Origin of the sequence: Dysgonomonas sp. HDW5A, assembly GCF_011299555.1 — a bacterium.
In the GTDB taxonomy this organism is placed as follows: Bacteria; Bacteroidota; Bacteroidia; order Bacteroidales; family Dysgonomonadaceae; genus Dysgonomonas_A.
Genome location: NZ_CP049857.1, coordinates 1,235,855 through 1,258,125, shown reverse-complemented (window position 1 = coordinate 1,258,125; position 22,271 = coordinate 1,235,855). Strand labels below are relative to the sequence as shown.

Here is a 22,271-nt window from a genome sequence, read left to right as displayed (position 1 = left end):
TGATTTTTAATGTTATTTTTTCATTGCCTCTGCTCTCAAATCCTGAGGCATTTTTTCGATAGCATAACGTAATGCTGTTCGGGGCATAATGGTTTTCTTTGATATTACATAATCAAATACGTCCTTTTGATTAGCTTCACTGGCAGCTTTTAGCATCCATCCGTACCCTTTTTGTACTAAATCGTCTTTATCCAAAAGAAGTATGTCTGCAATCTCAAAAATGTCTTTTAGAAATAATCCTTTTCGAGCTGGAATTATCAACGTTACGGCGGCTGCACGTTTTACCCAGCGATTATCTGACTTCGTCCATCCTTTTAACTTCGGGATGTATTGAGGATACATTTCAATAAATGTACCGATTGTATGATTGCATAAAGTATCGCACGAAGCCCAATTGTTTACATAAGTATTCACCCATTCCTCGAAAAAAACAAAATCACTGGGTTGGTAACCCGAATGAATGTAGTACGACCAATTACAGGCAATAAATGATTCTTCGAGATATCCTGATTTCCATAATTCGCTGCACAATCCGAAAATAAATTCTTTAGGTTTATTCTGAATGATTGCAAATGATTCCTTACTGATTTTATTTACCAGAGGCACTCGTACCCCATAGAATTTTATTTCTTCTTTAAAGAAGTTTTGGCTATTGTTTTGGGTTTTTTCGTCAACACTGTCTTTTAAAGCCTGACGAATCTCTGATACTATGTTTTCCATTCTGTTGTTGCTCTATTTATAAGTAATGTAAAAGTTATACTACTTTATATAAGGATCAGAGGATTTAGTTATTTTATTTGCCAAAGCAATAGATAGGTCTTAGGGCTTAAAGATAAGATTAAATTATATAATGAGCAAAAAGAATAAAGGAACCATCTCTTCCGAGATAATTCCTTTTTGCATTTATTTATAATCCTTTATGTGCTAGTATTCCGCAGGTAAAGCTTCTAATTCAACTTTAGAAAATACAGGACCATCTTTGCATACATATTGGCTGCCAACGTTACAGCGTCCGCATTTACCGACTCCGCATTTCATACGGTTTTCTAAAGTAGTGTAGATATTTTCGTCGGTAAATCCTAGCTTTTCCAGTACAGGAAAAGTGAATTTAATCATAATAGGAGGACCACAAACAATCGCTACTGTATTTTCAGGTGAAGGATTCATTTTCTCTAATACAGAAGGAACAAAACCCACTTCACCTTTCCAATCCGAGGTTTCGCCTCCCGGATCTACAGTTGTAGCCAAGCGTACATCGGGTCTTTCGTCCCATTCTTTGAGTTCGTGTTTGTAAACCAGATCGGCTACCGATTTGGCACCGTAAAGAATACTCACATCTCCAAAATTCTCACGTGTATCTAAAGCATTCCAAATCACGCAACGCATCGGAGGCAAAGCAATACCGCCGGCAATAAACAGAAGATTCTTTCCTTTCCATTCATCCATCGGGAATGTATTACCAAAAGGACCCCTGAACCCCATGGTTTGACCTTCTTCCAATTTGGCTAAAGCAGATGTCACTTTTCCGGTTTCACGGAAAGTACATTCTATATATCCTTTGCGAGTGGGAGAGGAGGCAATACAAAAAGTGCTTTCTCCTTCACCAAAAGCAGAGTACTCTCCGAATTGTCCTGCTTTAAACTCGAAATTATTTCCAGCCTCTTCATCTTTGAATTTCAAACGGAAAGTCTTTACTCCGGGAGCCTCCTGAGTAATTTTCTCGATGGTCATTAAATGGGGAAGGTATATATTTGAATTATCCATAATATTCTATGATTTTAGAGTATTTATAGTGATGCAATTTCGGTCAAATGTTCTGCAATATTCATATCCACAGGACAAGCACGTGAGCATCTGCCGCAACCCGTGCATCCTCTAACTGAAATACGTTCGGGCATATACGAGAATTTATGTAACAGGCGTTGTCGCCATCGTTGACTTTGTACCTCTCTCGGATTGTGCCCCGAAGTGTGCATCGTGAATAGTGAAAAGCCGCACGCATCCCAACAGCGTAATCTGTTACCCGAACTTCCATGAGCATCTTCTTGAATATCGAAGCACGCACAAGTAGGGCAGACGTAGGCACATGCTCCGCACCCCAAACAACGTTCGGATTGTTGTTTCCAGACAGGACTTTCGAACATATTGGAAATTTTTTTATTCAACTCCTCTAAACTGAATTGAACAGGAACTTTTGCGAGATATTCTTCTTTATTTATATTGGGGTCAGCTTCAAAAAAAGTACTGTGTTTATCAGCAAGATTTTCGCCCTTTTCTGTAATTATTTCTGCCAGATAACCGTCTTTGACAGGGGTTAACAGAATATCGCTTCCTGCGGTATTTCCCGGACTGCCGTTAACGGATGTACAGAAACAAAACTCATCGCACTGAGTACAACTAACCGCAATGAGAGTAGTACGTTTCATCCTTTCGTTGAAAGGTAAATCGGGAGTATCCCAATTGAAAATACCCGATAAGGGTTTGAATCCGGCTGCATCACATGGGTGAATTCCGAAAACAACAGTTTCGGGGATAGATGTTGTCTCAAAATTTTGAAGCGTCACATCTCCATTCTCTTTTTTGTACGAAAATAACTTCTCAGTACGGGGAAATGCAACGGCTTTGGCTGATTGGGTCGTTTGTATATGATCCATAGAAATTTCTTCTACAGACGTTATCTGCTTGTAGTCGGTTTTATCCCCCTTTGCAACAGGAGCATAAATCTGACTTCCTTCGTCATTCAATTTGGTGAGCCAATTCATGAGTGAATTGTGGCTTATGTATTTTTTTTCCATAATTTAGAGTATGAAAGATTCTTTATCCTCGGGTTTGAATGTAGACAATACATTGCCTTTGTCACTCGGATCTCCAAAATTGGCTTTTACCGTTTCCGACATTTTGTGTGTTAGCAAATGAATCGGTATACCAATAGGACAAGCCGTACTGCACGAACCGCAATCGGAACAACGTCCTGCCATATGCATCACACGATTGATCTGCCATTCCATATTCCCCAGAGTACTAGCCCAAGGTTGAATCCATTGAGGGCGATTCACTTCTACAATGCATTTGGTACAATAGCACATCGGGCAAGCTGCACGACAGGCATAGCATTTGAAACATTTAGATAATTCGTCCGACCAGAATGCCCAACGTTCGGCAGATGACATTGCGTCTATTTGTTTAATCAACTCATCATCTTCCAATTTGGGAGGTGGTGGAGTATCTTTTATGTAGTGCTTTATTTCATCTAATGAATTAAGAGCTTCAATCTTTCCATCATTGGCTAATCCAAATATTTTCAGGTTTTCTTCTTTCAGTTGATTTTCAACAAAAAGCTGAACGATACTTTTTAAGGCGTAATAAGATGCTGATATTCCGACTCTCTTTCCTTTAACCAAATCTTTTCGAGTTAAGTAAACCGCCAGATTTCCGGTGCATTTATCATTGAATACCAATTTTTGAGTATCTTCTGCATTACCAACAAAAATAGGTCTGGGATTACGGGTACCTTGTTCGTATCCGATAAAAATATCGATCTCACCTTTTTCGAATAGTTCTTTGGCTCTATTTCTTAGTTCATCCATTGTTCACCTCCATTTCTTTCGCTAATTCTTCTTCGTTATTGGCTAAGAAATCAGCAGCTCTCTGATATTCAGTATAAGGACCTAGTTCACGAATAGAGGCAACTGTAGTATTTACAATGTCTGCCCATTTAGCACCTTCGGCAGCCGATACCCATGAAAACTGAATCCTACGGATATCTACTCCCATAAAGTCGAGCAAGCTTCTGAAAAGCATCCAGCGACGGCGGGCATGAAAGTTTCCCGATGTATAATGGCAATCATTCGGATGGCATCCCGATACTATCACGCCATCCGAACCGTTGGCAAATGCTTTGAGTAGGAGCATAAAGTCGATACGCCCTGTACACGGAAATCGAACGATTTTTACATTCGAAGCATATTTTATACGGCTTGTACCCGTTAAGTCTGCTCCGGCATAGGTACACCAATTACAGACAAAGGCTAATATCTTAGGTTCAAATTCGTTATTCATAATTGTATTTTTTTACCGCAAAGAAATAAAGTTCGCAAGGTTTCTTTGAATGTTATTATCTCTTATAGTCCATTAGCTATTCTTTTTACTCCATCTTTAAACAGCAATGTATTAAAGTTGATAAGTAATCCTAGCTTACATTTACTAAGCTTTAGATAAGTTATTATCTGAGCTTTGTGTATATCCGTTAATTCTTTTACTGCTTTAATTTCAATGATTAATTTATCTTCTACTATCAGGTCAATTCTATACCCGGCTTCTAATATCACATCTTCATATATTAGAGGAAGTACCTTCTGTTTTTCGACTTTAATGCCTTGTTTACATAGTTCATAATATAAACATTCTTCATACGCACTTTCAAATAAACCAGCGCCTAATATTCTATGTATTTTTAAACCTGCTTCAAATACGATTTTAGATAGTTCGTTTTCTGTCATTTTTACATTGCGTTCTTTTTATTCTTTGCGGTTAATTTAATCTGCTTATGCCTCCAATACCGCCATTACTTCAGCATACATTTGCTCGTTAGAGAATCCTTGTATATCGATAGATTTAGATCGGCAGAAAGAAACACAAGTACCACAACCCTGACACAATCCGGGGTTTACCTGAGCAACGGTTTTTATAATCTCACCTGCACGGTTTTTTATTTCTTCCCGGTATATTGCCTGATAAGGGCAAGCAGTTTCGCATAAGAAACATCCTACACAAGTAGATGCTTCGTGCGAAGCAATACGGTTTACTACTGCTACAATAGGTTCGCGGGTCAGTTCATTGTTGGAGAATAATCCGATTACTTTAGCTGCTGCTCCCGATGCCATTCCGACTGTTTCAGGAATATCTTTTGGAGCTTGGCAAGCACCACACAAGAAGATTCCTGCTGTGTTGGTTTCTACAGGCTTTAACTTCGGATGAGCTTCGGCAAAGAACTTATATGGATCATATGAAATGTGCATTTTCTGAGCCAGTTCTTCAGCTCCGTGATTGGCTACACCTGCACTGGCAAGAACGACCATATCGGCTTCTATTTCAACCGGTTTTCCGCCTAAAAGAGTATCCACACCTTTTACAATCAGTTTTCCGTCTTTTTCATATACACGAGCGACACGACCACGAATATAGTTTACTCCGTCGTCTTCGATTGCCCTGCGGACAAATTCTTCGTAATTTTTACCTGCTGCTCGAATGTCCATATAGAATACATACGATTCGCCATCGTGTACTTTGTGTTGATACAGCATGGCGTGTTTGGCAGTGTACATGCAACATATCTTGGAACAATAAGGCAATCCTTTAGCCGGATCACGTGAGCCTGCACAGGCAATGAATACGATCTTTTTAGGTTCGGTTCCATCCGAAGGTCTGCGGATTGCTCCCAAAGTAGGACCTGATGCAGATGCCAAACGCTCAAATTGTAATCCTGTAATAACGTCTTTGAATTTACCGTAACCATATTCGGGGAAGAAATCAGGCTTTAAAACGTTGAAGCCTGTGGCTGTAACCACAGCACCGATATCTTCGGTTATAAATTCATCGGGTCTGTCAAAATCAATTGCTCCTGTAGGGCATACTTTCTGACAAACCTTACATTTTCCTTTTGTATAATAAGTACAGTTTGTTTTATCAATAATAGGTTTATTAGGTACAGCTTGTGGAAATGGCGTATAAATAGCTGTCCGTAACCCGAGTCCTTCGTTAAATTCACTAGGTATTTTCTTTGTCGGGCATTTTGAGTAGCAAACACCACAACCTGTACAAAGTTTTGGATCGACACTTTTAGCTTTTAAACGAATAGTTGCTTTGAAGTTACCGATAAAACCTTCCAGCTTTTCCAATTCAGCATAAGTATATAGTGTTATATTAGGATGTTGTGCTACTTCTACCATTCGGGGTGTAAGAATACACTGCGAGCAGTCGAGAGTAGGAAATGTTTCCGATAGTTGAGACATGTGTCCTCCTATGGAAGGGTCTTTCTCAATTAATATAACTTGGTGTCCTGCATTGGCAATATCCAAACTCGATTGAATACCTGCTATACCTCCACCTATAACAAGTGCTTTTTTATGAATAGGTACTTTTATCGAGTTGAGAGGTTTGTTGAGCTTTGTTTTTTCAACGAGCATTCTTACCAGATCAATCGCTTTCTCGGTAGTCTGATCACCTTTTTCGTGTACCCATGAACAATGCTCACGCAGGTTGGTCATTTCGCACATATAAGGATTCAAACCAGCTTCAGCACAGGCCTTGCGAAATGTCGGTTCGTGCATACGGGGAGAGCATGCTGCAACTACAACTCCTGTGAGCCCTTTTTCTTTAATGGCTTCTTTTATCATTGTTTGTCCGGGATCCGAACACATATATTTATAGTCGACACTGACCTCTACCCCTGTTATTTTAGAAGCTTCTTCGGCTACTTTTTCACAATCAACAGTGGCACTTATATTTTCTCCGCAGTGGCAAACAAATACTCCTATCTTTGACATAATTTCTTCTGTTTAGGTCGTTTATGCAAACGTTGGTGCTACAAATAGTTTCTTAAGTCCGACTTCCTCTTTAGTTAATCCTACTGCTAATCCTATAGCCTGAGTGATATACATAACCGGAGTTTGGATATTCATTTGCAGATAACTATTGATTTGAGGGCGACGCATATCCAGATTAGACTGGCACATGGGGCATGCTACGATTATAGCTTCAGCTCCTCTGTCCGAAGCATCTTTTACTATTTTACCTGAGAGTTTGGCTACAATGTCTGTGCGTGAAACGGAAAATCCTGCACCACAACATTCTGTTTTATATCCCCAATCCATAGAATCTGCACCGATTTTCTTCATCAGTGTATCCATTGATTGTGGATCTTCCAAACGGTCGAATTTCAATATATTTTGAGGGCGGACAAGCAGGCAACCATAATAGCATACCACTTTATGATCGAATGGCTTAACTACCTTTTCTTCTATTTTATCGGCAATATATTTGTCAATAAATTGCATTACATTGAGGATTTGAAGATTTCCCGAAAGAGGCATTTGCAAAATCCTGGAAACTTTATCTTTTAATTCTTCGTCTTGATTCAGTTCATGTTGAGTAACTGTCAGTCGGTTATAGCAAGCCGCACAAGGCACAACTATTTCGGTCATACCGTCTTTTTCAGCCAGAGCAAGTACCCGTGCCGGAAGTGCCATTGCTAATTCGTGATTTAGATTGTGGGCAGCGGTTGCTCCACAACAATTCCAGTCGGTAATCTCCTTTAGGTTGATATCGAAAGCCTTAGCCAGAGCTAATGTCGATTGGGCGTACTCTGAAGAAGTCCCTTTCAGAGAGCATCCCGGGTAGAATCCTATTTCCATAGTTTTTAGTTGATCAAGCCTGGCTTACGAATCACTGAAAGCAGGCGTTTTTAGTTAATCACTGACCTTTTGACGGTCTGAGGCCTGTTATTTCTTCGTTTTAGAAAAAATAGACGCCATCTGTTTTTTGTCTTCTACCATTTCGGGTAGGATAGGAAGTTTTCCTTTCGAAAACATTTTAGGAGCGATGTTTACATCCTGTAATAGATTCATGGTGCGAGCCTTATAGCCGGCAACAAGACCTATTTCATATAATCGTCCGGTAAATTTTACCGAGTCAAGAAATGCTTTATGGAAAGAAACTATTTGGCTTGATTTTTTATTTATGGATTTATTTTCAATAGATTTTTCTCTCATATAATCCATCAGCTGAGGAATATCTATTTCCATAGGGCAGCGAGTCAGACAATTTTGACAAGATACACAAAGCCATATAGTTTCGGATTTAAGCAAACTGTTATAATTGGCGACATCGTTTGTTTGCAGCATTCTCATTACTAAACTGGGTGGATAATCCATGTCATCAGCCAAAGCACAACCTGCAGAGCATTTGCCGCATTGATAGCATCGGTTGACATTTACGCCAACTTTTGATCGTATTTCAGATATATAACTTTCTTTTTCCATAGAATAGTACAGTTTAGGTCTCTTTGTTTAAATCTAGTTTGTGTAATTTTACAATGTTCGATTATCATAAAATGTGTATTTTGATATCCCTACATTGCAAATTACGTAAAAATAAATTTAATAAATGAATCATAGGAAGTATTTATTTTATGTTTTAGGGCATAATTAACGGTATATATATACTTTAATGATTAGGATGAATTAGTTTATTTTATTGTTTGTGAGGGGATTATATGAGGTGTTCTGTCTGAGGAACAGTCAGATTAAAAAGAATATAAAAAAGAAAATGGTTTATGCAGTCTTTCTTCTAAAGTTGAATCCTTTTTCGGCAATATATACTCCAAAGAGTATAAATGCAGAGCCAATAAGTGCAATAGTGGTTATCTGTTCGTTAATAACGATTGCAGAAGTTAATAATGTGACCAGAGGCACAAAATAGATATAGTTTGATGTCTGTATAACGCCTAATTCTTTAACCGCACTATTCCACATGATGTAGCATAGCAGAGATGCGACTACCCCCAGAAATAATAAATTGACTATTGTTACAGGATCGGTTAATAAATCGGTATGAAAAACATCGGAACTCAATAACATAAATGGCACCAACGTAATTATCCCATAGAAAAATACCTTGCGGGTGATAAACAGTGTTGAATAATGTCCGTTGAGTTTTTTAAGTATTATACCATAAAATGCCCACGATAAGGCAGCCAATATGGTTAGGATATCACCTAGCGGGTTAATCTGTAAAATAAAGCTTCCGTTGAAAACAACCAAAGCAACACCTAATAGTGCTATTATGGAGCCAAAGATGAGATGCGATTTTATATGCTCCTTTCGATAAATAAAATGCGATAAAAATGCAGTGAATATAGGTGCCGTACAAATGATCAGAGATACATTCGATGCAAGGGTAATCTTTAGTGCTGTGTTTTCGAGTACGAAATACAAAGAGCCGGCGCATAATCCTGTCCCTACAAATAAAAGTTCGTCCTTGACGTTTTTAGCCAGAAGTTTACGTGGGCATACAAACCAAATACATACATAAGCCAACAGGAAACGATAAAATAAAATTTCGATAGGAGACAGCCCGTAGCCAATGAGTACTTTGGTCGAAACAAAGGTAGTACCCCATATAACGACCGTTAAGATGGTAATTATATGATACCAATATGCCTTGGGTTTTTGCATGATGAGCTTTGTGAATTTCTATATGCAAAAATAAGATGTATTATTGAATATAGGCATATAAAAGTCCGTTTATCTAAAGAAAATACCCACTCCGAAGATTATTTTCGGAATGGGTACAAATATATTGGAGCTGATTTATGAGATCTTATCCGGTGTGCAGATAAGTACAGAAGGCACTTTTTCTAGCCAGTCTTTTTGCAGTTGAAATAACTTATCGAAGTTTTCGAGACTGATAATAATTAAATCCTGTTGATGAAGGAATTCTTCATTTATATATTCCTTGCTTATCGATCTGATATGATTGGGAGCATTATGCTCTATCAGTCTGATTTTTTCTTTGATGATCTGGTTCTTCGCTTTATCAGCCTGATCCAATACCGATACTTGCGAACCAATATTATGTATTAGTTTCTGAGCATAGAAAATTAAAAATTCATCGTTCTCGGAGAATAGAGGTATAAAGATATTCTCAAATTTTTGAAGGTCTTTATCAATTAGAATGCCTACGGGAATTTTTGCTTTGGCTAATATCACCCGAGTATTGTTATCGATGAGTGAATTCTCGATCAGCTTCTCCTTCCCGGTCATTGTATTAATCAATTTCTCAGGATTAATAATTTGAGTAGTGAAACCAAGTACTCTTCCTAAAACGCTTCCGTCGAATATCGATTCTTCGAGGTTCATAAGTAAGAGGTCGTATTCTCCTCTGTTGGCAACATCCGTCACATCCGCTCCTATATCGTTTGAAATTTTGAATAGAGATATTATTTTCCGATTTAATGAGTGAGCCTCAGCAATGACAGGAGCAAAGTTCTCTTTTTCATAAATATCGGCATCGATATGATGTAATCCTGTCGGAACGGTCAGGTGTATAGCTGTGATCGAAGTATTATCATCTACCTTTTTAGATAAAGCATTAGCCAACCGAACCAGTGCTGTTCCTTTTTTCGGATTACGGAAAAAGAGCAGAAGTTTGTAACGTGCTAAATCATACATCTTTTCGTTGACAGCTTCTTCGTCTTTTTTGAATAGTCTATTTATAAGATTCAATATAGGACCTGTCATAAAGGTGGTTACCAGTGCCATAATAACCATCATGGCAAATATTTCGGCATTTAGTACTCCCAGATCATAACCTATATTCAAGACCACGAGTTCCATCAATCCACGGGTATTCATCAAAGTACCGATGGTGAGGCTGTCTTTCCAGTTTTGTCCTACAAATTTGGCAGCTAATGCGCTTCCTATAAATTTACCCGATACAGCAACTAAAATAATTAGTCCCGTAATTCTCCAAAGTGAAGGATCGTTCAATAAACCGATTTCTGTTCTCAGACCACTTATAACGAAGAATAGCGGCAGGAATAAAACTAAAGCAATATCTTCAATCTTTTCAACAAACAGATTTCTGAAACGCATATTGTCAGGCATAATGGTTCCTGCCATAAATGCTCCGAAAAGTGCATGTATACCTATGGTTTCGGTAATAAAAGAGGATATAAGCAATACCAGAAAGAACAAGGCTACAAGAGTTTTGCTTAAATGTTTTTCTGTTTGAGATAGTTCGCCTATTCTTTTTAGGAAAGGACGTACCAGCTTTATCATAAAGATTACATATCCGACAGCCAATGCTATGGTGTACAATGAACTGACAAAAGAACCTGCTTTAACAATGGCGATCACAACAGCTAATATACACCAGGCTGTAATATCGTCGGCAGCGGCACAGGTAATTACTATTGCTCCCAATTTGGTCTTATGGATTCCTCTTTCCTGAATAATACGAGCCAAAACAGGAAATGCGGTTATACTCATCGAAATACCTATAAATAAGGCGAAAGAGGCGAATTCAACATGCTCGGGTGCATGGCTGGCATATATGAAATAAGCCAAGCCCAATCCGGCAGCAAAGGGAACTATTATACTTGCATGACTTATAACTACTGCTTCGTGTGCTTTGTTACGGAGAACTTTTAGATTGAGTTCCATCCCTATGACAAACATAAAGAGGATTAACCCTATTTGACTTAGTATTTGAAGATTACCTAATGACTGCGGAGGAAATAAAAAGGCTGAAACATCGGGGAAGGATAAACCTAATAAAGATGGTCCGAGTACAATCCCTGCAAGTATCTCGCCGATAACCATGGGTTGCCCCATTTTTTTGAATACCCATCCAAAGGCACGGGCTACAATGATTATTGTTATGATCTGAAGTAATAATAATCCGATAGAATGATTGAGGTTACCTAAAAGACTATCGCCAAATTCTTGTAGAGCATTTTTTTTCGAAGAGTTGACTATGATGCCTCTTCCGTCTTCGAGGTGTTTTCCAACACATAAAATCCAATACATAAGTGTGGAGAAGCCTCCTATGATGAGAATGTAAAAGAGTGAGTTTTTAAATTTTTTCATGCTCCGGATAATTTCTGTATGATGACGTTATGATGTAAAATTATTAATATTAATAGATCGAAAAGTATCCAACGAAACGAAATCAGGCAGAAATGTAATGAGTGGGTAAAATATTGAAATGAAACACAAAATAGTGAGATTTTATGGGTTGATTTTCTTCATGAACTCTGTACGGTAGGTGTCTGTTAGAAAGAAGCGAACCGGAGTTCCGGCTTGCAGAATGGTCGAAATTATTTCATCGTGAGAGAAATATTGAATAATTTTCAGTGCGATTATTTCCTTTTTATTAATCCTGCAATACATATCGTTAGGCAGCAGACTTAATAACTTCTCGAATGAGATATTCTTAAGGATAAGATTCTTCCCGTCATTTAAGTAGACTATTTTATCTCTGCTATCGGAATCAGCAATAGTGATGTAATTTATTTGATCGAAGAATAACAATACTTTTCCTTTTTCGCTATTAAACTGTACGAAATTTTTCTTCTGATGATCCTTTTCTACCCTTTGAATAGCTCTGTCAATTGCCTGTTTAAGCCTATCTCTCTGAATCGGTTTCCTTACATAGTCCACAGCATTCAGGTCGAAAGCTTCTGCTGCATATTCTTTATAAGCTGTTACAAAAATAATCGCCTTATCGTTGAGTATATTGGCAATTTGGAGTCCGTTTATTTCTCCCATCTCGATATCTAGTATGCAGGCGTCAAATTCCAGTGAATGAATTTCATCCAGAAATAGTTTCGGATTATTAAAAGCCTTGATTACTTCTACCTCAGGTATTTGTTCACATAACATTTTCAGATAGGTGAGACCCGGTAATTCGTCATCAAGAATTAAACATCTTAGTTTTGTATTCATTCAAATCAATTTTTAAACGGGCAATAAATGCATCATCATCAATAAGCCTTTCCAAGTCGAAACAACCTTTATAAAGTATGTTTAAACGTTGCTCGAAGCTGATTGCACCGATTCCTCCTTTTTCTTTTTTAAGGCTCATTTTAGGTGATATTTTATTCGAAACTATAAGACTGAAAACATTGTCTTTAAACTCGAATACAATGGATATATACGCATCGGGACTTTGAAGGTCGGCATGTTTAAAGGCATTCTCTATAAGGTCAATGGATATTAAAGGTGCTAAAATCTTTTGAGAATATAGAGAGGAGGTTTCGTCTATTTTAGTCTTTACTGTCAGCTCAAATAAAGGGCTTAGCTTTATTTTATTGACTTCAATTAAGTCTTTTGCAAACTCAATCTCTTCTTTAGGTGTGACAAATTTATTCTTACTTTCATATAAAATATAATCAAGTATATTCGCTAACTTATCCAATGCAAAATAAGTTTGATAAGCATGCGATTGTACCGAGTTCAATATGTTTTTGAAAAGATGTGGATTAAGTACAGTCTCTATTGTATCCAGATGTATGCTGTCTGCACCGTTACGCATAACCTGAATACGACCTTCGAATTCTTTTTTCTTTTTTTCAGAATCTTTCAACCGAATATATAAGTATATTATTACAGAAACAAGTCCAAGAATCAGGATAATGAGAAAAGAAACAGAACTTATATACATTTCAATTTTTTTTGATTCAAGTAGAGTTACTAGACACTATAAAAATATAGCTTTTATCTCAAAGTACTCTAACAAAACCGATAATGATTAAGAAACAATCTATATTGTTTTTTGTTTGATAGAACTTTAGGGTTATATCTGTTTTGCAGGATTCAGAACTAATAATATTATATTTTCGTATGGATAAAGTTATATTTAGTTGAATTTAGTATATCTTTAATTGCTTATATATCTTTCAGTTTAGCAGCCTAGTGTGTTTTATATATAACCTTTAATATATTATATACAATGAAAAAGATACTGATATTATGTGTGTTTGTTGGTTTCTGTATTCAGTACAGTTTCTCACAGTCGAATCACCAAAAAGTAGAGTTAAGTTCTATTCCGAAAAACATTAGTTGGGTTAATACCCCTCTAAATTGGAATGTATCGGGCAACACACTTTCGATAAATGCAGGAAGAGACTCTCGATTATTTATAGATCCTCAGAGATTATCACAAGCTAATAGTGCCCCGATGGCTTTATTCAAACCCGATGAAACATTTCTCTTTAGTTGTAAAGTTTCTGGAAACTTCAGGTCGGTTTTTGATGCCGCAGTGCTTATGGTTTATGGCAATAACAATCAGTGGGCAAAGTTGTGTCTCGAATATTCTCCTCAATATAAGCCGATGGTTGTTTCGGTAGTAACCAATCAGTTTTCGGACGATAGCAATCACGAGACAATTTCTAGAGAAGAAGTATATTTAAGAATTGCCGGACTTGGTAATGGGGCTTATGCATTTCATTATTCTCTGGATGGAAGATACTGGAATATGGTTCGTTATTTCTACCTTAATCCGAATAATGATCTGAAAATAGGTTTCCTGTCTCAGTCTCCTAAAGGAGAGTCATTCAATGGAGTGTTCACCGATATACAATATACAGCAAGAAAATTGAATAATATCAGAAATGGGGAATAGGTTCCGAATATAACAAGATACAAAATCCCCCAATTAGAGCTGAGGGTTTTGTATCTTGAATATGTTATCCTTTTTTAGACACAAACTCTTCAAAGAATAAGTCTCTGTAGAAACTGCCTATTGCAATCTCATACTTTTGAATGAAAATATCATTATTATCAAACGAATCGATATGCGTGGTATTTACTATATAGGATCTGTTTATCCGCAGAAATGTGTTTTTAGGAAGCAATTCATGCATTGTTTTCAGATTCATTCGGGTAATGATGCGCTGTTCCGCCAACTGGATAATAACATAATCCTTCAAACCTTCAATAAAAAGGATGTCTTTTAGGTTTACTTTAAAATATCGGCGATCTGATTTTACGAATATATATTCATCTTCAACGTTTCCGACATTTTTGTTTTCTTCCGATAGTAAAAGCGAATGATATGAGATAGCCTTGTCTACCGCTTTTTTCAGTCTATCGGCTTCTATCGGTTTTACCAGATAATCAATAGCCTCAACTTCATAACTATCCAAAGCATATTCAGAATAAGCAGTGGTGAAAATAATCAGCGTATTTTTTGGTATGTTTCGGGCAAATTCTATTCCGTTTATACCCGGCATCTGGATATCGAGAAAAACCAAATCGACCGAATTTCCCATCATAAACATAGAGGTGGCTTCAGCACTGTTAAAACTACCGAGTAATTCCAGTTCCGAAATCTGATCTACTATCTTCTTTATACCCTTTCGAGCTATCGGCTCGTCATCAACAATAATACATCTCATAATAAGTAATGTTAAATAGTTATGCGGTATCTGTCGCTACTATCTCTGTTTTTTTTCTTGCCAAAGTAATAAAAAGATCTTATACCTTAAATTGTAAATTGACCGTATAGGTTGTTTCTGTTTCGTTTAATTCTAAGGAATAATTATTCCCGTATAAAAGATCTAAGCGCCTCTTTATATTTGCCAAACCTAGTCCTCCTACTTTTCGTTCAATCGGATTTGCAGGCTTTGAGTTTTCACATCTAAATGTCAATTGATTATTTCGTGATTCAAAATAGAGATGTACATAAGACAAATTATTATTATCAGGATTGTGCTTAATTGCATTTTCGAGAAAAGGAATAAATAATAATGGTGGTACTTGTATATTACTCAAGTCTCCATCGTTACTGACAGTATATTCGAAATGATCGCGACGGGTTTTTTCCAGATCCAGAAAACTGGTCAGAAATAATATGTCTTCTTCCAGATCGACTCTGTCCCTCATACTGTCATTTATTTGATAACGTAGCATTCCATCGAGTTTTGTCAGTATTTGAGAAGCTGTTTCGGGGTCTTCATCCACCATAATATTGGCGTTATTCAACATATTGAAAAGAAAATGAGGATTTATCTGGCTCTTTAGAAAGTTCAGTTCCGATTGCAATGTTGCCGATTGCAGATCGCTGATCCGCTGATTGTTAATAGTCCAATACCTAAAGAGCATAAACGTAGATACTCCCGCAATAAGAAGTGCAGTTCCGAATATGGAGGAGGTAACACCAATTAAAACAGCAACGATCGATCCCGACTTATCATTTTCGGCCAGATGTGCATTCGGCTTAACTTGGTTTTCGATAATATGTTCCCTCGAAATACCGGGCACATCATACAGAAATTCCTGCATCAATACAATCGCTATTAGTGAGAATGTGACTAATCCTATGGCCGACAGAACGTATTGGGTGAATTTATTTTTAATTAAAAGCCTGGGTACCAGTATATAGATGTTGAAGTATATCATTACCAGAGTAGTTGCAAGATATGCAACAGCTATAAAGATACGGTTGTCGGTTAAAATAATTTTATCAGGTACATCCCACAGTACATTCATGGCAATAGATATCGATACTAGTAATAACAACAGATGCCTGTATATTCTGAACTGTGGCTTTAATAGAAAATTATTGAGATTATCCTCTATCTTTTTTATCATTATTTCTGAGTATTTAATTCTAATATTATAGTTCCATTCGAAATTGAAAGCTTATAATTGCTTTTGTACAGTAGGTTGAGCCGTTGCTTAATACCCGAAAGTTCAGAATCTTCTATCCCGATTTCCCTATTGTTGAGGTTACATGTGAAAATAACAGTATCGCCATCCGCTTTAAAGTGTAGGTTTATAAAAGGCTCTTTATCCTGTATTTGTAATTCATTTATTGCATTCTGTACAAAAGGAGTAAACAGCAGAGGTGAAACAAATATTCGATGTACATCACCTTCGGTAGATATAGAATAATCTAGTCTGTCGAAATACAACTTCTCTAAAGCCAGGAAATTGGTCAGGAAATTGATTTCGGAATTGAGTAAAACTTTATCCCTGCTACAATCGTACAGTTGATACCTTAATAAGTGGCTTAGTTGTAAAAGCATATTCGATGCTAACCGCTGATCTGTTTTGGCTAATTCACTTGCCCTGTTTAATATGTTGAACAGGAATTGAGGGTTTATCTGGTCTTTTAATTGTTCGACTTCCGATTGTATCTGTTCATTTTGGAGTTGATTTACTTTCTGTTCATTCTCCATCCAATACTTCAATAAAATAATCATCGAACCTCCTGCAATACATAACATGTTGATGGTGAAGTTGGATATACCATCAAGTAATGTTACATAATTGAAATACGTACTACGTACATGAGGTATACCTAATATTGTATATGCTGTATACTCCTGAACATTGAGTGCTATAACAAGTAGTAAGACCAATCCCGATAATATACTGCCGTATGCAAGATATCTTTTTTGTAAAAGCAATCGGGGTACAAGTACATAAAGATTTAAGTAGATGATGATGATATATACAACAGTAGTAATTAGAGCTAATACATATATTTTAGAGCCTAATATTTCTAGATTTGGCTGATAAGTAATATATGTCTGATTAAAAGATATAATAAGCAAAACGAAGAATATCAACAATATATGCCTCATTATCCTATATTTAGAACTGGTGAGAAATCGGTATAGAAACGTTGTTTTTATTGATTCTTGCATATAGAGTTGATTTTTATCTTCGAAATTAATCTTTTATTTTTATTCGCACTTAGAATTCCAACTTATAACTGATGTTAGGTATTGACGTTGCTTGTCGGTAAGGCTCAATCTCTCCCGATCTTATATTATATTGATGTCCGTAATACTCCTTAAATCCTGTTGTATTGAGAGATTTGACAGCGAACTCATGCGATACCTTTTTCTTATTCATTCTAAAGCTAACAGTCGCGTTGGTTACGAACATAGGCGAAAATTGTTGAGAATAAGCCTTGTTCTCATTGTATTGAGTTTCTTTATCAGGATGATTTAATGTTGCTTCAACATCAACCGGTGAATATCGTTCGCCTCCTTGTATGGTGAATTTTAGATTGGCTCCCAGCGTGTTTTGCCGATTACGTCCCATAGTCCACTCCTTACCTATAAGTACATTAAACGCAAAGTTACGGTTAAATTTAGTGTTGTGCCAAACTCCATCTCCTCCCTTATATTTAGAGTCGAATATCGATCCTGTAACCATATAATACAGTCCTTTATCCAGATACCTCTCCAAAGTGATGTCAACACCATAATTGCGTCCTTTTCCTTTATTTACAAGAGCATCCTCTACATAAAACGTGTTACGGTTAAGTACCGAGAAAGAGCTGTCTGCTATTACAGGAACATCGTATAGATATTGAAAATAGGGTTCAATCCTCAGGTTCACATTGTCTGATATGGCATAATTGTAGGTAAGCATAATGTGATGAGCTTTTGTAAAATCAAGATCCTTATTTACCGGTTTATTATTCGATCCGGCAGTTTTTACATAAAATACGTCCATCTTTTCCATCCGGCTATGAAGACCATATGCTAATGCAAATGAGGTTTTACTACTGCTTTGCCATTTTACTCCTACGCGAGGTTCTATCGTAAAGTGATTATTCAAAGTAAGCAGTTGACCGTTTACACCCAGATTTAAAGTAACCTTATCACTAACGCTTATTGAAGAACTTGTATATCCCGATATCAGATTGGTATTACCATCACCCTGAGAAATTGTTTCGAGCGGTTTTCCTACATATGGAGCCATAGCAAGATCCATATTATAATGCATTCTGGTGAATGTAAAACCTGTTTTACTGGTATGTTTAGAACTGAATTTACGATTGAAAGAAGTTGAAAAAATAAGGTTGGTATATTGATTTTTCAAATTTAAAAACGGAGTCGAATTCCCTTTAGTATCATACACATCTTCATCAGCATCGTTACTCGAATAGGTTGTTGCCAATGTCGTCTTTAGCAAAGCATTGTTGCTGAATAGATAACGGTGGGTTACACCGGCAGCCAGCATATATTGTTTAGCTCTCGAATCTTTATTATCATCAATAAACTCCCATTTATCGGGGTTTTTCTCGAAATCAGTTGAGAACTTGTCTATCAGACCTGTTCCCCAAACAGCAAATGTACCTGCTTTTTTTGTTGGAAAATTCACTTTGAAATTCAAGTCCTGATAATCTAAATTACCACCCAAATTTAATAAGCTGGTTGTCGAATAACGGTAGTTGAATATATAAGACGAATTATGTTTTTTGCTTATAGGACCTTCCGAAGCTGCATCTATACCTAATATTCCAACCTGAAAAGTATTTTCTCTTTTTTGGTTATTACCGTTTCGTAGTTTCATGTCGAATACACCCGATACCGCATTACCATATTCGGCGGGAAAAGCCCCTGTGAAGAAATCAGAGTTTCCCAATACATTACTGCTTAATGAAGATAATATTCCCCCGCCCAATGTCGAGATATCAGCAAAGTGATTAGGATTAGGAATTTCTACATCTTCGAGCTTCCATTGCAATAAATGTGGAGCATTACCATGTATTGATATACCATTGTTAGAAACACTTGAAACCACTCCGGCAAAAGAACTTACTAAACGAGCCGGATCATCCATCCCCCCTGCAAATCGGCTGGCTTCCTCTACACTAAGCATACGGGCACCGGTTGTTGCCATATTGTTAAGCGGTACATTTTTATTTGTTTGTGCAATAACTACGACCTCTCCTAGTTCATTTGTATTTTCAATCAATGGTATTTCTAAATACACTTCTTTAGCTGAAGTTACCAGTATTTCTTTAAAAATATTGGCTTCGTATCCCACTGATGTTGCCTGAAGATTATGTCTGCCTAGAGGCACATTTTTCAGCACAAATATCCCGTTGTCATCGGTAGTCGCTCCAATCTCAGGCATATCAAGAAGCCCGATAGAAACATAAGATAAAGGAGCAGATGAGTTTCTGTCGATAACTATTCCCCGGATGGTTTGCGTCAATTGATTTGTCGCTTTTTGTGCTGATATGCCTATTGGGGTTAATAGTAACCATATAACGATTAGTGTTGTTTTGCAATACATACTATTTATAATTTTAAGGTTTTTATTTGCTATTTTTGTTTTTGGTGCAATTTGTCATACTATATGTTTTATAGAATGCTTTGCTTATACAGTAGAATAATCTGTCGCTTAAGACTTCTTCGAAAGCATCCAGTACTTTTCTGGCATCATCTTGTTTAATTCCTGATTTCTCTGAAACCCTTAGAGTTACTTCTGTCTTATTCATTTTATTTTTATTTTTTATGATTATGATACGAAAGTAGTATTTGATTAAGAGCAATATTTTTAGAATATACAGAGGGCTATTTTTTGTAGACAGAACGAAGTTTCTTGTATACATAGAGTATATTTGTTTTTCTTTATTGAAATTAGCCTTATGTTTATTGAAAAAGGAACTATATATGATATTGATGAGCTGGAAGTTCTCTATGATGATCTGAATGATTATTTGGAAGCAGGCATCAATTATCCGGGTTGGATTAAGGGTATCTATCCGGTCAGAGAAACTGCTGTTGCGGGAATTAAGGCTGAGAATCTATTTGTGCTGAGAGTGGATGGGGTTATTGCCGGAAGCGTTATCTTAAATCATGAGCCCGAAAGGGCATATGATGAAGTTGTTTGGGGGATAAAGGACGATTATAAAGATATTATTGTAATACATACACTGGTTGTTAATCCGAAGTTTATGCAGAGACAAGTTGCCTGTGAATTAATGCAGTTTGCTCAGGAATATGCTGTTGAACAGAAAATAAAGTCAATACGACTCGATGTTTCCGTACATAATATACCCGCTATAGCTTTGTATGAGAAACTAGGATATAAATATATCGGGACTGTTGATCTGGGACTGAATTATGACCATCTGAAATGGTTTAAGTTATATGAAAAGTTATTATAATTGAACAGGCTATAAATAGGTCAAACACTTTAAACTACTATAGATGAAAAAGAATATCCTGCTTTTATTTTTTCTCTTTTTGAATATATCGGTATTTGCCGTAAACGAAATAGACTCATTGTTGAAAGTATTGGATGTTACGATAAAGCAACGTCCGTTTTATGAACAAAAAAGAGAGTTTCGGATAGATAGTTTAAAGCTGGAGTTGAATAAAATAGCAGACCTTGATCAACGTTTTAATTTTTATCATAAACTACTTCGCGAGTATCGCAATTATAATATGGACTCAGCACTATGGATAGCTAATGAAAGGCTTGATATTGCGGAGAAGCTCCACCGCGAAGACTATATCAATACGGCCAATATGAATATAGCGGAGATTCTCGGTGTAATGGGTATGTACAAAGAATCTTTGGATATTATAGATCAGGTAGATGGTCATAAGCTGGACGAAAAGCAAAAAGCATATTATTTTCATCTCTATCATTCCATATATACGCTAATGTCTGAAAACTCTTTTGCTCAGAAAGAGCAGAAGCAATACGAAAGTAGGCTAAGCCAATATAAAGACTCCTTATTATCGGTTAATGACCCGGCCTCGCTGGGATATCAACTTGTAATGAACGGAAAGCTTGTCGAAAAAGGAAAAAACGAAGAGGCGCTTGCTCTTATGCTTGAATGTTATGCCAAATATGGCAATGATCAGTCGCTGGTTGGAACTATAGCATACGGATTATCGGAGGTATACCGGAAAATGGGAGATCATGAACAAGAGAAAAAGTACCTGATAATATCAGCAATTGCAGATCAGCAAAAAGCGGTGAAAGGCTATATCGCTTTACGCAAACTAGCCATATTATTGTACAAGGAAGGTGATCTTGATAGAGCATATACCTATATTAAATGTTCGATGGAAGATGCTATTTTCTGTAGAGCCCGTTTCCGAACACTTGAGATTTCGCAAACCTTACCTATTATTGTTGCAGCTTACGACCAGAAAGTGAAGCAGGAGAAAGAAAAACTGGAGAAGTATTTATTCCTGATATCAATTCTTGCTGTTGTTTTAGTAATCAGTGTAATATGCATATATAAACAACTGAAAAAGCTGTCACTGGCTCGAAAAGCAATCAACACAATGTATGAGGATGTAAAGCGGATGAATGGAGATCTGAACGATTTAAATAAAAAGCTCTCCGAATCTAATTTGGTAAAAGAAGAATATATCGGCTCTGTTTTCAATCTCTGTTCAACTTATATCGACAAAATGGAGGCCTACAGAATAGATATAAACCGGAAGTTAAAATCGGGGCAAATAGCAGAGGCAGCTAAAATAACCAGTTCAACCTCTCTGGTTTCTGACGAGTTAAAAGAATTCTTTCGTAATTTCGATGCAATATTCTTAAACATATACCCCAATTTTGTAGAAGAATTCAATGCCCTTCTGATTGAAAATGAAAAAATTGTCCCTAAGACCGGCGATATTCTTACGCCCGAACTTCGCGTCTTTGCATTAGTACGTCTCGGTATAACCGATAGCAGTAAGATTGCGAGTTTCTTGCATTATTCTCCTCAGACTGTATATAATTATCGACTCAAAGTGCATAATAAATTAATCGTTTCTAAAGACGAATTTGCTGTTGCTATTCAGCAAATAGGTAAATAATGACAAATAATAGTATACTTATACCTCAAACTTAATCTACTCTGTTTGAATTTTAACAATGTCTCAATCGCTTATTTTATAGTCGATTGAGTCTGTGTGTATTTGTTTTTTATCTACTTATACT

At 36.7% G+C, this 22,271-nt stretch carries 21 protein-coding genes; 3 read left to right on the top strand and 18 right to left on the bottom strand.

Annotated elements, in window-relative coordinates:
* Nucleotides 1-12: 12 nt before the first annotated feature.
* From G7050_RS05285 to G7050_RS05225, 13 genes are all read right to left on the bottom strand, one after another.
* Nucleotides 13-720, bottom strand: a complete 708-nt coding sequence (locus G7050_RS05285; RefSeq protein WP_166112213.1) for a DNA alkylation repair protein — start codon at nucleotides 718-720, stop codon at nucleotides 13-15.
* A gap of 204 nt (nucleotides 721-924) precedes the next feature.
* Nucleotides 925-1,767: an FAD/NAD(P)-binding protein gene (locus tag G7050_RS05280; protein WP_166117645.1), complete on the bottom strand. Its 843-nt coding sequence runs from the start codon at nucleotides 1,765-1,767 to the stop codon at nucleotides 925-927.
* Nucleotides 1,768-1,787: 20 nt separating this feature from the next.
* Nucleotides 1,788-2,795, bottom strand: coding sequence for a 4Fe-4S dicluster domain-containing protein (locus tag G7050_RS05275; RefSeq protein WP_166112210.1), 1,008 nt, complete (start codon nucleotides 2,793-2,795; stop codon nucleotides 1,788-1,790).
* Between the two features lie 3 nt (nucleotides 2,796-2,798).
* A complete protein-coding gene (locus G7050_RS05270) occupies nucleotides 2,799-3,587 on the bottom strand; it encodes a 4Fe-4S dicluster domain-containing protein (RefSeq protein ID WP_166112207.1) in 789 nt (262 codons plus the stop codon).
* Nucleotides 3,580-4,059: a hydrogenase iron-sulfur subunit gene (locus G7050_RS05265; protein ID WP_166112205.1), complete on the bottom strand. Its 480-nt coding sequence runs from the start codon at nucleotides 4,057-4,059 to the stop codon at nucleotides 3,580-3,582. The genes G7050_RS05270 and G7050_RS05265 overlap by 8 nt, the downstream gene beginning before the upstream one ends.
* 62 nt (nucleotides 4,060-4,121) lie before the next feature.
* Entirely contained in the window at nucleotides 4,122-4,499 is a 378-nt protein-coding gene (locus tag G7050_RS05260) for a GxxExxY protein (RefSeq protein ID WP_166112202.1), read from the bottom strand.
* A 45-nt stretch (nucleotides 4,500-4,544) separates the two neighbouring features.
* On the bottom strand, nucleotides 4,545-6,545 hold the full coding sequence (locus G7050_RS05255; RefSeq protein ID WP_166112199.1) for a CoB--CoM heterodisulfide reductase iron-sulfur subunit A family protein: 2,001 nt from the start codon (nucleotides 6,543-6,545) through the stop codon (nucleotides 4,545-4,547).
* A 21-nt stretch (nucleotides 6,546-6,566) separates the two neighbouring features.
* The gene (locus G7050_RS05250; protein ID WP_166112196.1) at nucleotides 6,567-7,412 is read right to left on the bottom strand and encodes a CoB--CoM heterodisulfide reductase iron-sulfur subunit B family protein; all 846 of its coding nucleotides are present in this window, start codon (nucleotides 7,410-7,412) and stop codon (nucleotides 6,567-6,569) included.
* 87 nt (nucleotides 7,413-7,499) lie between these two features.
* On the bottom strand, nucleotides 7,500-8,039 hold the full coding sequence (locus tag G7050_RS05245; RefSeq protein WP_166112193.1) for a 4Fe-4S dicluster domain-containing protein: 540 nt from the start codon (nucleotides 8,037-8,039) through the stop codon (nucleotides 7,500-7,502).
* Between the two features lie 291 nt (nucleotides 8,040-8,330).
* A complete protein-coding gene (locus G7050_RS05240; protein WP_166112190.1) occupies nucleotides 8,331-9,233 on the bottom strand; it encodes a DMT family transporter in 903 nt (300 codons plus the stop codon).
* A 135-nt stretch (nucleotides 9,234-9,368) separates the two neighbouring features.
* A complete protein-coding gene (locus G7050_RS05235) occupies nucleotides 9,369-11,648 on the bottom strand; it encodes a cation:proton antiporter (RefSeq protein ID WP_166112187.1) in 2,280 nt (759 codons plus the stop codon).
* Nucleotides 11,649-11,789: 141 nt separating this feature from the next.
* Nucleotides 11,790-12,506, bottom strand: coding sequence for a LytTR family DNA-binding domain-containing protein (locus G7050_RS05230; protein WP_166112184.1), 717 nt, complete (start codon nucleotides 12,504-12,506; stop codon nucleotides 11,790-11,792).
* Nucleotides 12,475-13,224, bottom strand: coding sequence for a histidine kinase (locus tag G7050_RS05225; protein WP_166112181.1), 750 nt, complete (start codon nucleotides 13,222-13,224; stop codon nucleotides 12,475-12,477). The genes G7050_RS05230 and G7050_RS05225 overlap by 32 nt, the downstream gene beginning before the upstream one ends.
* Nucleotides 13,225-13,512: 288 nt before the next feature.
* Here G7050_RS05225 and G7050_RS05220 point away from each other — a divergent pair, with 288 nt between their 5' ends.
* The gene (locus G7050_RS05220) at nucleotides 13,513-14,184 is read left to right on the top strand and encodes a DUF1349 domain-containing protein (protein WP_166112178.1); all 672 of its coding nucleotides are present in this window, start codon (nucleotides 13,513-13,515) and stop codon (nucleotides 14,182-14,184) included.
* Nucleotides 14,185-14,248: 64 nt separating this feature from the next.
* On the opposite strand, the gene G7050_RS05215 is transcribed toward G7050_RS05220, so the two are convergent.
* The 5 genes from G7050_RS05215 to G7050_RS05195 form a co-directional block, all read right to left on the bottom strand.
* Nucleotides 14,249-14,959, bottom strand: a complete 711-nt coding sequence (locus G7050_RS05215; protein ID WP_166112175.1) for a LytTR family DNA-binding domain-containing protein — start codon at nucleotides 14,957-14,959, stop codon at nucleotides 14,249-14,251.
* Between the two features lie 79 nt (nucleotides 14,960-15,038).
* Nucleotides 15,039-16,154: a sensor histidine kinase gene (locus tag G7050_RS05210; RefSeq protein WP_166112172.1), complete on the bottom strand. Its 1,116-nt coding sequence runs from the start codon at nucleotides 16,152-16,154 to the stop codon at nucleotides 15,039-15,041.
* Entirely contained in the window at nucleotides 16,154-17,152 is a 999-nt protein-coding gene (locus G7050_RS05205) for a sensor histidine kinase (protein ID WP_166112169.1), read from the bottom strand. Before G7050_RS05205 ends, G7050_RS05210 begins: the two co-directional genes overlap by 1 nt.
* 112 nt (nucleotides 17,153-17,264) lie before the next feature.
* Nucleotides 17,265-19,607: a TonB-dependent receptor gene (locus tag G7050_RS05200; protein ID WP_166112166.1), complete on the bottom strand. Its 2,343-nt coding sequence runs from the start codon at nucleotides 19,605-19,607 to the stop codon at nucleotides 17,265-17,267.
* A 22-nt stretch (nucleotides 19,608-19,629) separates the two neighbouring features.
* Nucleotides 19,630-19,812 (bottom strand): hypothetical protein, encoded by a 183-nt coding sequence (locus tag G7050_RS05195; protein ID WP_166112165.1) that lies wholly within the window; start codon nucleotides 19,810-19,812, stop codon nucleotides 19,630-19,632.
* A gap of 150 nt (nucleotides 19,813-19,962) precedes the next feature.
* Between G7050_RS05195 and G7050_RS05190 the strand changes: the two genes are divergently transcribed.
* Nucleotides 19,963-20,484 (top strand): N-acetyltransferase, encoded by a 522-nt coding sequence (locus G7050_RS05190; protein WP_166112163.1) that lies wholly within the window; start codon nucleotides 19,963-19,965, stop codon nucleotides 20,482-20,484.
* 43 nt (nucleotides 20,485-20,527) lie between these two features.
* Nucleotides 20,528-22,147 carry a DUF6377 domain-containing protein gene (locus G7050_RS05185; protein WP_166112160.1) on the top strand — a complete coding sequence of 540 codons (1,620 nt, stop codon included), beginning with the start codon at nucleotides 20,528-20,530 and terminating at the stop codon, nucleotides 22,145-22,147.
* Nucleotides 22,148-22,271 lie beyond the last annotated feature (124 nt).